The 13357-nt window shown below is 67.4% G+C and carries 13 protein-coding genes; 4 read left to right on the forward strand and 9 right to left on the reverse strand.

The features are described 5' to 3' along the window. Positions 1 to 27: 27 nt before the first annotated feature. The 9 genes from ISO4_RS10205 to ISO4_RS10245 all read right to left on the reverse strand — a co-directional run bounded on the left by ISO4_RS10205 (position 28) and on the right by ISO4_RS10245 (position 9069). Positions 28 to 1350 carry an MATE family efflux transporter gene (locus ISO4_RS10205; RefSeq protein ID WP_228548049.1) on the reverse strand — a complete coding sequence of 441 codons (1323 nt, stop codon included), beginning with the start codon at positions 1348 to 1350 and terminating at the stop codon, positions 28 to 30. Then, positions 1347 to 1643 (reverse strand): YrhK family protein, encoded by a 297-nt coding sequence (locus ISO4_RS10210; protein WP_142947769.1) that lies wholly within the window; start codon positions 1641 to 1643, stop codon positions 1347 to 1349. The genes ISO4_RS10205 and ISO4_RS10210 overlap by 4 nt, the downstream gene beginning before the upstream one ends. A 75-nt stretch (positions 1644 to 1718) precedes the next feature. Then, positions 1719 to 2828 carry a patatin-like phospholipase family protein gene (locus tag ISO4_RS10215; RefSeq protein ID WP_194856134.1) on the reverse strand — a complete coding sequence of 370 codons (1110 nt, stop codon included), beginning with the start codon at positions 2826 to 2828 and terminating at the stop codon, positions 1719 to 1721. A 36-nt stretch (positions 2829 to 2864) separates the two neighbouring features. Then, entirely contained in the window at positions 2865 to 3653 is a 789-nt protein-coding gene (locus tag ISO4_RS10220; protein WP_194856135.1) for a hypothetical protein, read from the reverse strand. Between the two features lie 37 nt (positions 3654 to 3690). Then, positions 3691 to 4749 (reverse strand): AI-2E family transporter, encoded by a 1059-nt coding sequence (locus ISO4_RS10225; RefSeq protein WP_194856136.1) that lies wholly within the window; start codon positions 4747 to 4749, stop codon positions 3691 to 3693. Between the two features lie 12 nt (positions 4750 to 4761). Further along, on the reverse strand, positions 4762 to 5739 hold the full coding sequence (locus tag ISO4_RS10230) for a calcium/sodium antiporter (protein WP_194856137.1): 978 nt from the start codon (positions 5737 to 5739) through the stop codon (positions 4762 to 4764). 53 nt (positions 5740 to 5792) lie between these two features. Beyond that, a complete protein-coding gene (gene rsmD, locus ISO4_RS10235; protein ID WP_194856138.1) occupies positions 5793 to 6368 on the reverse strand; it encodes a 16S rRNA (guanine(966)-N(2))-methyltransferase RsmD in 576 nt (191 codons plus the stop codon). Next, a complete protein-coding gene (locus tag ISO4_RS10240) occupies positions 6365 to 7750 on the reverse strand; it encodes a M16 family metallopeptidase (protein ID WP_228548050.1) in 1386 nt (461 codons plus the stop codon). Before ISO4_RS10240 ends, rsmD begins: the two co-directional genes overlap by 4 nt. Continuing rightward, complete coding sequence (locus ISO4_RS10245) at positions 7747 to 9069, reverse strand: M16 family metallopeptidase (RefSeq protein ID WP_194856139.1); 1323 nt, start codon at positions 9067 to 9069, stop codon at positions 7747 to 7749. The genes ISO4_RS10240 and ISO4_RS10245 overlap by 4 nt, the downstream gene beginning before the upstream one ends. Positions 9070 to 9217: 148 nt before the next feature. On the opposite strand from ISO4_RS10245, the gene ftsY reads away from it, so the two are divergent. The 4 genes from ftsY (at position 9218) to rpoH (ending at position 13260) form a co-directional block, all read left to right on the forward strand. Further along, a complete protein-coding gene (gene ftsY, locus ISO4_RS10250) occupies positions 9218 to 10390 on the forward strand; it encodes a signal recognition particle-docking protein FtsY (protein ID WP_194856140.1) in 1173 nt (390 codons plus the stop codon). Positions 10391 to 10515: 125 nt separating this feature from the next. Beyond that, positions 10516 to 11196, forward strand: a complete 681-nt coding sequence (gene ftsE / locus ISO4_RS10255) for a cell division ATP-binding protein FtsE (RefSeq protein WP_142947777.1) — start codon at positions 10516 to 10518, stop codon at positions 11194 to 11196. After that, complete coding sequence (gene ftsX, locus ISO4_RS10260) at positions 11186 to 12169, forward strand: permease-like cell division protein FtsX (RefSeq protein WP_142947778.1); 984 nt, start codon at positions 11186 to 11188, stop codon at positions 12167 to 12169. The genes ftsE and ftsX overlap by 11 nt, the downstream gene beginning before the upstream one ends. A gap of 227 nt (positions 12170 to 12396) precedes the next feature. Then, positions 12397 to 13260, forward strand: a complete 864-nt coding sequence (gene rpoH, locus ISO4_RS10265; protein ID WP_142947779.1) for an RNA polymerase sigma factor RpoH — start codon at positions 12397 to 12399, stop codon at positions 13258 to 13260. The last annotated feature ends 97 nt before the right edge of the window (positions 13261 to 13357 follow it).

A 13357-nucleotide genomic window follows, 5' to 3' on the forward strand; every position in this document is an offset into this window, starting at 1 on the left:
CCGCTCGCACAAGCCGCGCCCCTTTGATTACCGAGTTCCCGCAAGGGCTCTTCGGTAGCCGAGCCAGGCCATGGCGCCGGCGAGGGTGTTGCCGAGGGCGGCGCCGATCGCCAGGCCGGTAAGGCCGCCGAGCCAGGCGCCCAGGGACAGCAGCGGCAGGTAGCAGGCGAACAGGCGCAGGAAGGAGATGGTCATGGCGCGCACCGGCCAGCCCAGGGCGTTGCTGGCGGAGACCACCAGCATACAGACGCCCAGCAGGCCGTAGCTGGGCGGCAGGAAGCGGATCAGCACGGTGAGGTGGTCACGCACGGCGCCGTCTTCCACCAGCAGGCCGGCCAGGGGCGCGGCCAGCACCGCCAGCACCAGCCCCAGGCCCAGTTGCCAGAACACCACCATGCGCGCGGCGGTGGCCATCACCCGTTCCACTTCCTGCCAGCGGCCGCCGCCGTAGCAGCGCCCCAGCCAGGGCGGCAGGGCCATGGTCATGCCCAGCACCAATACGATGGAGAAGCTTTCCAGGCGGCTGGTCAGCCCCCAGGCCGCCACCGCCGATTCGCCCAGCCGCGCCACCAGGCCGGTGGCGAGCATGGCGGCCAGCGGCGGCATCAGTTGGCTGACCATGGCCGGCCCGGCGATGGCGGCGAACGGGCCGGCGGATTCGCGCACCTCGCGGAGCACGTCGTCGCGCTCCAGCCAGCCGCGCCCGCGCAGCGCCAGGGCGGTGATCAGACCACCCAAGGAAAACGCCGCCAGGGACGCCCAGGCGGCACCTTCCAGGCCGAGCGCCGGCACCGGCCCCAGGCCGAAAATCAGGATCGGATCGAGCACCAGATTCACCAGACTGGTGACCATCATCATGGTGCCGGGGAAGCGGGTGTTGCCGTGGGCGCGGAACAGGCTGTAGCCGAAATAGGCCATCGCCCCCACCCAGGAGGCGCACAACTGCACCGTCCAGAACGGACGGATCACTTCACGCAGGCGGTCACTGGCACCGAGCAGCGCGAACGCCGGGTCCTGCACCGCCCACAGCAGCAGCGCCAACGCCGCCATCACCGCGCCGCCGCCGGTGAGCACCAGCACGCCCAGGCGCCCGGCGCGCTCCTCCTGGCCGGCGCCGATGGCCCGCGAGATCAGCGCGGCAATGGCGATGCCCATGCCCACCTGGATGCCGATGGTGAGAAACACCAGCGGGAAGGTGAACGACTGGGCCGCCAGGGGCTCGGTGCCCAGGCGCGCCACGAAGACGCTGTCGACCAGGTTGAAGCCCAGCAGCGACAATACGCCCAGCGTCATCGGCCAGGTTTGCTGCCAGATCCGGCGCGACAGGCCGGTTTGCTCGTCGTCGGTCATTCGGGCGTTTCCTGGACATCGCCGGGCGCCCTTCCCTTGGCGCGCTCATAGGTGACGATGGCCGCGCCGATGCTGCCCAACAGCATGCCCACCGAACCGATAATGAACAGCCACACCCCGGCCGGTTTCAGCGACTCCCACAGGAAGAACACGCTGCCGACCACGAAGGTGGTGTTGCCCAGCAGCCCCATGGCCAGATGAAACCACTGGTATTGGTGCACGAAGGCCCGGGTGAGCGCCCAGGTGGAGTGGGCGCGCCGGGCGCTTCGGCGAACGCTTTGCGCTTTGCTCATGCGGTTGTTCCTCGTTGCCAAGGGACGGCGAAGCGGGAGACTAACACAACGCCGCTACGACCCGGTTTCCCGCCGCTAGAAGGGCTGCAGCCGGGCCGCCAGGGCGCCGCCGCCGTCACGGCCGCGCTCCACCAGCTCAAGAAATTCGTCGCCCAGGCGGCGGCTCTCGTCGATGGCCCGGTGCCAGTACCGCTCACGGCCTTCGTCATCGCCCAGATAGGTTTTGAAATCGGTGCGGTCGGGCAGCTTGCCGTGGGGCAGCCGCGCCAGGTAATCGGCGGACGGCGCCACCAGCAGGGTGCGCGCCAGCCGCCCGGCGTTGCCGTTACGCCAGCGCAGCGGCTTGTCGAACCAGCCGGGGATCACCCGGTTGGTGAAGTGCGGGTACAGCACCAGGTCGTCGTCGGTGCGATACGGCAGGTCCAGGTGGTAATCCAGCAGGCCGCCGTCCCGGTAGACGCCGGCGGGCCCACCAGGCAGGTCGCGCACGCCCTCCAGGACCATGGGAATGGCGGCGCTGGCCAGCAGCGCGGCGCGCAGGTTCTCGCCGCTCAGGCCGATGTGGTGGGTGGCGAAGTCGTTGAGGTCCGACAGCGGCAGCGGCGCCTCGCCGGGGTACACCAGGCCGCGCTCCATGAACACGCCCAGGGCGCGGCGGCTGAGCAGGTTGCCGCCGATCACGCCGGCCAGGCCCAGGCCGAGCCCCAGGCGGCCTTCGCCGCTGATCGCACGGCGGCTGCGGATCACTACCACCACCAGCCGGTAGTCCGGGTTGTCGAGCACCGCCGGATCGCTGTCGCCGAGCAGTTCATCAAGCATCAGGGCGCAGCGGCGGGTGACTTCACGGGGCGTGATGCCTTTGGGAAACCGCTGGGCGCTGTAGAGCTCCGCCAGGCGGCGCAGGCGGGCGGCGGCGTCCTCGCCGTCGGTGGCGCCGGCCACGGCGGCGAACCGCCAGCTGCCGATGGAGGCGCCGATCAGCGTGCGCGGGCGCCGCGCTTCGGGCAGGAACCGCCCGAAAATGGCCTGGTCCAGGCCGCTGATGCCCACGGCCTTGGGACCGCCGGCGGCGCCGGGCACCACGCTGATGTCCTCGGCGCGCAGGCCGTGTTCAAGAAGGTGTTGCCGGGCCTGGGCCCCGGCGCGCAGAACCAGAGCCGGTTCGCGGGTGTGAATGGCAGGCAAAACAATCCCCCGGTGTGTGTGACCGGGGGAATGCTATCAGATGCGCTCGTGGGGGTGGCAGTAGATCACCAGTTCGCCGTCGGCGTCGTCGACGTTGGTGGGCACGTTGAGCGGATCGTTGACGGCCAGGATCACGTCATAGGCGCGGCCACCGCTGAGCGAGCAGTCCACCCGGTCGATCTCTTCCTCCGGGTCGGTACCGTTTTCCACCACCACCAGGTTCAGACTGCCGGCGTCCGTGGACTGATAATCCGTGGCCTCGCCGATGGTCAGGTCGGTGGCGAAGTATTCCCCGTCACTGGAATCGTTGTAGCGCAGATCCAGAGAGAAGGTATTGAGAATATTGGAATTCACCGTGTTGATGACCCGGAAGCGGGCGGTGCCGGTTTCCACATCGGTCTGGTCCTGCTGGAACAGGCCCACGTCGATGGAGCCGGTGGTGGTGTCGCCGTAGGACACCGCCGTGTAGCTGGTGTCGTTGGCCAGCCGCGCGCGGTCGCTGAACAGGCTGGCGCCGTTCTGATTGACGCCGCGCAACTGCACGCTGTTGTCTTCGTTGTCGTTGGCGTCGTCGATGCGGACATTGAGCTCCGGGGCTTCGTCCTCGCGGGAGTAGCCCACGTCGTCGACGCTGTCGGATTCGTCGCCCTCGACGGTGAAGTCCACGGTCAGGTTGCTCTGATCCTCGGCGCCCTGGCTGGTGATCTGGTTGTAGTAGTAGATCGAGCTTTCCGAGCGCAACGAGTCGAAAAGACCACCCTCGTCGTCACAGCTGGAAGCCAGGGCGGCGGCCACCACCACCGGCACGAAGAATCCCACGTTCATGTTGTTCTCCTGGTTCGTTCCTTGAGGTATGGCCCCGTCAGCCGGGCCCCGGTTCCACGTTGAATTCCTGGATGAAGATTTGCCAGAAGGCGACGAACAGGCCCGCCAGCAGCGGCCCCAGCGCGAAACCGGTGATGCCGAACAGCGCCAGCCCTCCCAGAGTGGAGAACAGCACCAGATAATCCGGCAGCTTGGTATCGCGGCCGACCAGAATCGGCCGCAGGATATTGTCCACCAGACCGATCACGACGGCGCCGAAGGCGGTCAGAATCACCGCGTCGACAATCTCGCCCACCGCATACAGATACAACGCCACCGGCACCCAGATCAAGCTCGCGCCCACCGCCGGGATCAGCGACAGCACCGCCATCACCACGCCCCAGAGCACCGCCGCCGGAATCCCCAGGAACCAGAAGATCAGGCCGCCCAGGGCGCCCTGAATGGCGGCCACCACCAGGTTGCCTTTGATGGTGGCGCGGGTGATTTCGGCGAATTTATTGAACAGCATGCGCTCGCGGTCGTCGCCCAGGGGCAGCGCGCGAATCAGCATCTGGATCAGTTTGTTGCCGTCGCGGAGCAGGAAGAAGGTCAGATAGAGCATCAGCCCCAGATCGATAAAGAAGCGGAACGTATTCTGACCCACCGCCAGGGCCCGTTTGCCGAGAAACTGGCCGGCACTCTTCAGGCCCGCCATCACTTGATCACCCAGGTTGGAAAAATCCACCCCGAACCGTTCCAGCCAGTGGTACGCCAGCGGAAACCCTTCCCGGAAGGTGGCGATGTACTCGCTCGGATCCAGCCGGCCTTCCTGAAGCTTCTGGTAGACGGACAACCCTTCGGTGATGAACGACGCCGCCACCAGCAGCACCGGAATCACCACCATCACGGTGCACACCAGCAGGGTGACCAGCGCCATCAGGGTAGGGCGGTTGGGCCATTTTGCCAGCAGCCGCTGCTGCATGGGGTAGAAAATCACCGCCACCGCGCAGGCCCAGAAAATGGGCGCGTAGAACGGCTTGAGCAACACAAAGAAGCCCAGCGTGACCAGGACCAGCAGCGCCAGAAACGAGTTCTGCTGTAACGGGGGGCGATGCATGTATGACTCCTGTCAGCCGCCTGGCACCAGGGTGGACACCAGGTAACCGGTATAACCCAGATAAATGGACAGCAAAATAGCGCCCTCAATGCGGTTGATGCGCCCGGTGCCGACCCCCCGGAACCCGTAGCCCATCAGGAACAGCGCCACGGTGAGCACCGTCATCACCACCCAGTCCCGGTAAAACACGGCGGGCTCCGCCGGCACCGGCGTGATCGCACCGGCGATCCCCACCACCGCCAGGGTATTGAACAGGTTCGAGCCTAGCACATTGCCCAGCGCCAGATCGTGCTCGTTCTTGCGTACCGCCGCCAGCGCCGACGCCAGCTCCGGCAGGGAGGTGCCCACCGCCACCACGGTCAGGCCGATAACCAGATCGCTGACGCCCAGGCCCTCGGCGATGCTCACCGCGCCCCACACCAGCAGGCGCGAGCTGGCCACCAGCAGCACCAGCCCGAACACCAGCCAGAAGATGGCGCGACCCAGCGGCATGGGTTCCTCGGCGGCGGCGTCCACGTCGCCGACAATGGGATCGCCCTTGCCGGTCATGCCCTGGTACACCGACCAGCCCATCAGCATAAAGAACACCGCCAGCAGCACCACGGCGTCCAGGTGGCTGACCTGGCCGTCGTAAAGCTGGTAACCGGCCAGCAGCATGATCACCGCCAGCACCGGCAGCTCGCGCCGCAGCACCGAGGAGTGCACCGAGATCGGGCTGAGCAGCGCCACCAGGCCCAGGATCAGCGCGATATTGGTGATGTTGGAGCCGTAGGCGTTGCCCAGGGCCAGGCCCGGGTTACCGTCGACGGAGGCCAGCGCCGAGACCACCATCTCCGGCGCCGAGGTGCCGAAGCCGATCACCAGCATGCCGACCAGCAGCGTGGGCATGCCGGCGTGCCGGGCGGTGGCTGAAGCACCGTCCACGAAACGGTCGGCGCTCCATACCAGAACCACAAGACCGGCGATCACCGCCCCCAGAGCAAGCCACATAGTCAGACACCTTCGTTATTGAAAACCAAAAACCAACCACACCGGCCCGGCGCTCAGGGTCGGCGGTAGAGTTGGGCACGTACGTCGCCGCCGTCCTTCTCGCGCAGGCGCTCCCAGGATTCGGGCACCGCCGGCGCCGCGTCGTGACGGCGCGATTCTACATAAATCCGCGCATCGGGTTTCAGCAGCCCGAGCGCCTCCAGCGCCTCGCAGGCCGGCGCCGCCAGACCCAGATCATAGGGTGGATCGATAAACACCAGATCGAAGCGCTCCTCGCAGCGCGCCAGCCACTTGAGCGCATCGGCGCAATGAACGCGCACCCGCTCGCCGAACAGCGGCGTCAGCTGCCGGCTAAGGTCCGCGCAGCGGTCGCGCTTTTTCTCCACCAGCAGGGCCTGGCCGGCGCCACGGCTGAGGGCCTCGGCGCCCAGCGCGCCGGACCCGGCGAACAGGTCCAGCACCCGGGCGCCGGCCAGCTCCGCCTGCAGCCAGTTGAACAGGGTTTCGCGCATGCGATCCGACGACGGGCGCAGGTCACCGCGCTGATCGACGAAATGCAGCCGGTGGCCGCGCCGTTCGCCGCCGATGATACGCACCTGCCCCTTGCTGGTTTTGCCTCTTGCCTTCATTGCCGGTCCGTTTGCGGCGCGCGGGGGCCGATGCTGACGATGGCCAGCCGGTCGGCGTCCAGCGCCCGCTGGAACGCCGCGCGGATCTCTTCCACGGTCACCGCCTCCACGCGCTGGTTAAAGCGCTGCAGATAGTCCAGCGGCAAATCATAGAAGCCGATGGCGCCGAGCTGGCCGATGATATCGCTGTTGTCGGCGGTTTCCAGTGCCCGGCTGCCGAGAATGTTGGCCTTGGCGGCCTCCAGCTGCGCCTCGGCGGGACCGTTTTCGATGAAATCCCGCACGATGCCCATGGACAAAGCCAGCGCCTGGTCGGCGTTGTCGTTGGCGGTCTGCAATTGCAGGATGAAGGGGCCACCGGCGGCCATCGGCTTGAAGAAGCTGGACACCCCGTAAACGTAGCCTTTCTCTTCCCGCACTTTCTGCGTCAGCAAGGACGCGAAGCCCCCACCGCCGAGGATGTAATTGCCCACGTACAGCGGCACATGGTCGGGGTGGCCGCGCCAGGTGGCCTGGTTGCCGATCAGGATGTGGGTCTGGTTGGACGGGAAATCCACGTGTTCGGTGACACGCTCCTTGAGACGCTCGGCCCGGGCCAGCTCCGGGGCCGCGTCGCCGCGCGGCAGGGCCTCACTGAGCTGTTCGGCGATCGCCTCCGCCTGCTCGCGGCTGACGTCACCGACCAGGGCGATCACCGCGTTGCCGGCGGCGTAATAGCGCTGGTGGAACGCCACCAGATCGTCGCGCTCGATACCGGGCAGGCTTTCCAGCGTGCCGGACTGCGGATGGCCGTAGGGATGATCGCCGAACAGGGTGCGCTGGAACGCCTTGTTGACCTGCGGCCCGGGCACCTGCTTCTCCATCTTCAGGCCCTGCAGGGCACTGGTGCGGATCCGCTCCAGGGCGTCCTCGGGAAAGGTGGGGGTGCCGATCACCCGCGCCAACAGGTCCACGGCGTCGTCACGCCAGCGCGGCCGCGACAGGGTGCGCAGGCTGATCACGCCCATGTCCTGGTAGCTGCCGGTGGAGAAGCGGGCGCCGCGATCCTCGAAACCACGGGCGATGTCGTCGACGCTCAGCCCTTCGGCGCCCTCGCCCAGCAGGGCGCTGGTGAGCGCGGCCACGCCGGGCTGGTCGCCGTCGCGGGCGCTGCCGGCGTCCATCACCAGGCGCACGTCGAGCATCGGCAACGCCGGCGAGGGCACGAACATGACCTTGGCGCCCTGCTCGGTACGCCAGGACTGAATCTCCAGCTCCGGCGCCGCCGGCGTCGCCTGGCCGACCTGCTCGGCGGTGGTCGGGAAGCCGGCGCAGCCGGCCAGCAGCAGCGCCGCCACCCATACCGCCACTGGGGCGGACAAGCCTTTTATCGTCTGCATCATTCTTCGCCCTCCGGAATCACATGGGCCACGGCGCTGCGTTCCGCCACCAGCCACTTCCGTGCCGCTTGCTGAACCTGCTCGGGGGTCACCGCTTCCAGGTTGTCATCGAATTGCCCGGCCAGCCGCCAGTCCAGGCCCAGCACCGACAGGGTGCCCAGTTCCATGGCCTGGCCCATCACCGAGTCGCGCTGGTAGATCTGCTCCGCCAGCACCCCGGCCCGTACCCGGTCCATTTCCGCCTCGCTGGGCGGCTGCTCGGCGATCTCCTCGATCTCCGCTTTGATCGCCGCCTCCAACTCGTCGAGGCTCACCTCCGGGTTGGGCGTGGCGGTGATGGTAAAGGTGCCGTTGCCGCGCTGCAGGCCGTCGTAGCCGGCCCCCAGGCCGGCGGCCAGGCGCTGGCCGCGCACCAGGTTGCTCTCCATGCGGGCGCTGGTGCCGCCGTCGAGCACCCCGCCCAGCATGGTCAGGGCATAGAAGTCGTCCTGATGGTCGGCGGTGGTCAGCGACGGCACGTTATAACTCATATAGAGCGCCGGCACCCGCACCGGCAGCCGCAGGGTCATGCGCCGCTCGCCGGGGGGCGGGTTGAGCGTGGTCTCCGGGCGCGGCGGCGTTTCGCCGCGGGGCAGATCGGCGAAGAACTTTTCCACCAGCGGGCGTACCTGCTCCGCGGTCACGTCACCGGCGATCACCAGGGTGGCGTTGCCGGGCACGTAGAAGCGGTCATACCAATCGCGGGCCTGCTGCGGCTGCAGCTGGGCCAGCTGGTCGCGCCAGCCGATGATCGGGTGGGCGTAGCCGGTGCCGGGCCGCGCCACCGCCTGGAATTTTTCCCAGGCCAGCGCCGTGGGCTTGTCGTCGGTGCGCTGGCGGCGCTCTTCCATCACCACCTGCAGTTCGCGGCGGAAGGATTCGTCGTCGATCTTCAGGTTTTTCAGGCGCTCCGCCTCCAGTTCCAGGGCCAGCGGCAGCCGCGACGCCTCGTACTGCTGGAAATAGGCGGTGAAGTCGTAGCTGGTGAAGGCGTTGTCGCTGCCGCCGAAGCGGGCCACGGTGCGCGAAAACTCGCCGGCGTCGAGCCGCTTGCTGCCCTTGAACATCATGTGCTCGAGCACATGGGCCAGGCCGGTTTCATAGGGGGCCTCATCAATGCTGCCCGCCTTGAACCAGACCATGACGGTGATCACCGGCGCCCGGTGATCCTCGCGTACCAGCACGTCGAGGCCGTTATCGAGCTGGAACTCGTGGGTCGGCAGTTCGGCGCGGGCGGTGAGCGTGATCAGGCTCAACCCCAGGGCGATCAACAGTGGTTTCATCCGCAATCCTCTACGCTGTTTATGGCGGGCAGCAATGACAATGGTAGGATAGCCGCGCGCCCGTGATGAGCGGGCAAGGCATTTCCGGGCTCCCACCCTACCCCATCAGGCGGGCGGGTGGCTCCCAACCCGATGGATACGACTGACCATGAACGACGAAGTTTCACGCGACGACGATCGCGACCCGGCCGAGGACAGCGCCCGCACGCCCCGTGACGACGAGCCGCGCGGCGGCGCCAGGAAGGCCGGCCTGTTCTCGCGCATGTTCGGCAAGCAGCCGCAACCGTCCGAACCCGAGCCGGACAGCGCCGAGCCGGCGGAAGCCCCGGCACAGCCCGAGCGCCCGGCCAGCGAGCCGGTAGCCGCGCCTGAGGGGGCGCCCGCCGAATCCGACGGCGGTTTCTGGGCGCGCATGAAGCAGGGCATGAGCAAGACCAGCAAGAACCTGGGCAAGGGCCTGGCGGACCTGCTGGTGGGCGCCAAGGAGATCGACGACGAGATCTTCGAGGAAATCGAGACTCAGCTGCTGGTGGCGGACGTGGGCGTGGAAGCCACCGACACCATCATCGGCAACCTCACCGACCGGGTCGGCCGTCAGGAACTGGTGCACGCGGACGCGCTCTACGAAGCGCTGCAGGAAGAGCTGCGCAACCTGCTGGTGCCGGTGGACCGGCCGCTGGAAATCGACACCTCCAAAAAGCCCTATGTGATTCTGATGGTGGGCGTGAACGGGGTCGGCAAGACCACCACCATCGGCAAGCTGGCGTGCCGCTTCAAGGCCGAAGGCAAGAGCGTGATGCTGGCCGCCGGCGACACCTTCCGGGCCGCCGCCGTGGAGCAGCTGCAGGTGTGGGGCGAGCGCAACAGCATTCCGGTGGTCGCCCAGCACACCGGCTCGGACTCCGCCAGCGTGGTCTACGACGCGGTGCAGGCGGCCCAGTCCCGGGGCGCCGACGTGCTGATCGCGGACACCGCCGGCCGCCTGCACACCCGGGGCAATCTGATGGAGGAGCTCTCCAAGGTCACCCGGGTGATGAAGAAGCTGTCGCCGGAAGCGCCCCACGAGGTGCTGCTGGTGCTGGACGCCGGCACCGGCCAGAATGCCATCAATCAGGCCGAGGAGTTCCGCGACACCGCCGGGGTCACCGGCCTGGTGCTGACCAAGCTGGACGGCACCGCCAAGGGCGGCATTCTGTTCGCGCTGGCCAAGCGCACCGGCCTGCCGATCCGCTTTATCGGCGTCGGCGAACAGCTGGAAGACCTGCGCCCGTTCAACGCCGAGGAATTCGTCCAGGCATTGTTTGAGGATGTCACTGCGTGACGCTGAAAGCCGCAAGCTGCAAGCTGCAACGCGCGCTCCGCCATGCCAAACTGACAGGCCCTCACCGCGCTCGCGGCGCGGTTTTAGCTTGAGGCTTGTAGCTTGCCACTGTCCGAAGGACCGCCATGATCAAGTTTGATCGGGTCAGCAAGCGCTACCCGAACGGCAAGGACGCCCTGCGTCGCATCAACTTCGAGCTGCCCGCCGGCCAACTGACCTTTCTCACCGGTCACTCCGGCGCCGGCAAGTCGACGCTGCTCAAGCTGATCATGATGATCGAACGCCCCACCCAGGGGCAGGTGTTCGTGGAAGGCCAGAACCTGAACGGCTTCAGCACCCGGCAGGTGCCCTTCCTGCGCCGCAAGATCGGCATGGTGCACCAGAACCACCAGTTACTGTTCGACCGCAGCGTGTTCGACAACGTGGCCCTGCCGCTGGTGATCGCCGGCTTCGCCCGCGCCGACATCGGCAAGCGGGTGCGCGCGGCCCTGGACAAGGTGGGCCTGCTCAACAAGGAAAAGCTCAACCCGATCATGCTGTCCGGCGGCGAGCAGCAGCGCGTGGGCATCGCCCGGGCGGTGGTCAACAAGCCGCCGCTGCTGCTCGCCGACGAGCCCACCGGTAACCTGGACCCGGCGCTCAGCGCCGAGATCATGGACCTGTTCCATGACTTCGCCCGGGTCGGCGTGGCGGTGCTGATCGCCACCCACGACCTCTCGCTGATCGCCCGCCACCGGCACCGCCTGCTGACGCTGCGCGAAGGCCGCCTGATTCACGACGGCGAGGACGACGACCATGGCGCCTAACAGCCCCCGCGCCCGCCGGCCCGGCGGCGCCCGCAGCGCGCGCACCTCTCTGGGCGACCGCCTGCGGGCCTGGCGCCACCACCACCGGGACTCCCTGCGCGACGCCCTCAACCGGATGCGCGCCGCCCCCTCCAGCGCCCTGATGACGGTGCTGGTGATCGCCATCGCCCTGGCGCTGCCCGCCGGGCTGGCGGTGCTGCTGGACAACGCCCGCGTGATCACCAAGGGCTGGGACGGCAACGCCCACCTGTCCGTGTTCCTGGAAATGGACGTGGACGAGGACCGGCAACGGCGGCTGGCCGACGACTGGGCGGACTTCGACACGGTGAAACGCACCGAGGTGATCACCCGCGCCCAGGCCCTGGACGAGTTCAAGGCGCTGTCCGGCTTCGGCGACGTGCTCGAAGCCCTGCCGGACAACCCGCTGCCGCCGCTGATCGTGGTCTACCCGGACAACACCGCCCCCGGCCAGGTGGAGGCGCTGCAAACCCGGCTCAACGCCCTGCCGGAAGTGGACAACGCCCAGCTCGACGTGGCCTGGGTGCGCCGCCTGCACGCCATTATCGAGCTGGGGGACCGGCTGATCGGCGTGCTCACCCTGGGCCTGGCCGCCGCCGTGGTGCTGGTGGTGGTGAACACCATCCGCCTGGCCATCGAAAGCCGGCGCGAGGAGATCGTGGTGATCAAGATCGTCGGCGGCACCGACGGCTTCGTGCGCCGCCCGTTTCTGTACAGCGGCTTCTGCTTCGGGTTCGCCGGGGGCGTGCTGTCCCTGGTGCTGGTGGGCACCGCGCTGTGGTGGCTGGGCGGGCCCATCGACGAGCTGCTGAACCTCTATGAAAGCGAGCACTCGCTCACCGGCATGAGCCCGTCCACCGTGCTGGTGCTGCCCCTGTTCAGCGGCACCCTGGGCCTGCTGGGCGCCTGGCTGGCGGTGAGCCGGCATCTGGGCGATGTGGAGCCGCAGTTCTGAGCGACGGCTTTTTTTCGTTTCTTTACCCTCGCCGCGGGAAATCTCTCCTACATTGGGTGTCCCAGCATTGACCGGGATCACGGAACGGTCACCCGCTTCGGGTAGCCTGGATCCCCCGTCCGGCCCCGTCATTGAGAGGATGAATGACGGGGAACCAATCCGGCTATTAGCACTCCAAGAATCCGAGTGCTAACATCATGCCCAACCCAATAAGGGAGAAGGGAGACATGAAAACACAACTGCAACAGGCTAACGCATTACCGCTGGCGGTCCCGGGTCACGACCTGGATGCCTATATCCGCGCGGTGAACAGCGTGCCCGTGCTCAGCGTCGACGAAGAGCGTCAGCTGACCGAGCGGTTGTACTTCGACGAAGACCTGGACGCCGCCCGTAATCTGGTGCTCGCCCACCTGCGCTTCGTGGTGCACATCGCCCGCAGCTACACCGGTTACGGCCTGCCCCTGGGCGACCTGATCCAGGAAGGCAACGTCGGCCTGATGAAGGCCGTGAAACGGTTCGACCCGTCCAAGGGCGTGCGGCTGGTGAGTTTCGCCGTGCACTGGATCAAGGCCGAAATCCACGAATACGTGATCAAGAACTGGCGCATCGTCAAGGTGGCCACCACCAAGGCCCAGCGCAAACTGTTCTTCAACCTGCGCGGCCAGAAGAAGCGTCTCGGCCGGCTGACCACGGAAGAAGCGCAGCGCGTGGCCGACGATCTGGGCGTCACCGCCACCCAGGTGAAGGAAATGGAAGGCCGCCTGGGCGCCTTCGACGCCAGTTTCGACGGCCCCACCAGCGACGACGAGGACAGCCCGATTCCGTCGCCGGCGGCCTATCTGCACAGCGACAACAGCGACCCGGCCGACCTGGTCGCCGCCGAGGACGATCAGCAGCGCAGCTCGCGCCAGCTGGGCTCGGCGATCATGACCCTGGACGAGCGCAGCCGCGACATTCTCGAGCGCCGCTGGCTGGCCGACCAGAAGTCCACCCTTCAGGAACTGGCGGACGAGTACGGCGTTTCCGCCGAACGCATCCGCCAGCTCGAGAACAACGCGCTGAAGAAGTTGCGTAACGCCATCGCTGCCTGATTTGGCGGCGGGCGACTCTGATCGATCTGCCTTGCAAGCAAGCCCCGCCGTGTCCCGGCGGGGCTTTTTTATGGTTCATCGCGGATTACCGGGAAAA

Source organism: Alloalcanivorax venustensis ISO4 (genome assembly GCF_015356855.1).
Classification (GTDB): Bacteria; Pseudomonadota; Gammaproteobacteria; order Pseudomonadales; family Alcanivoracaceae; genus Alloalcanivorax; species Alloalcanivorax venustensis.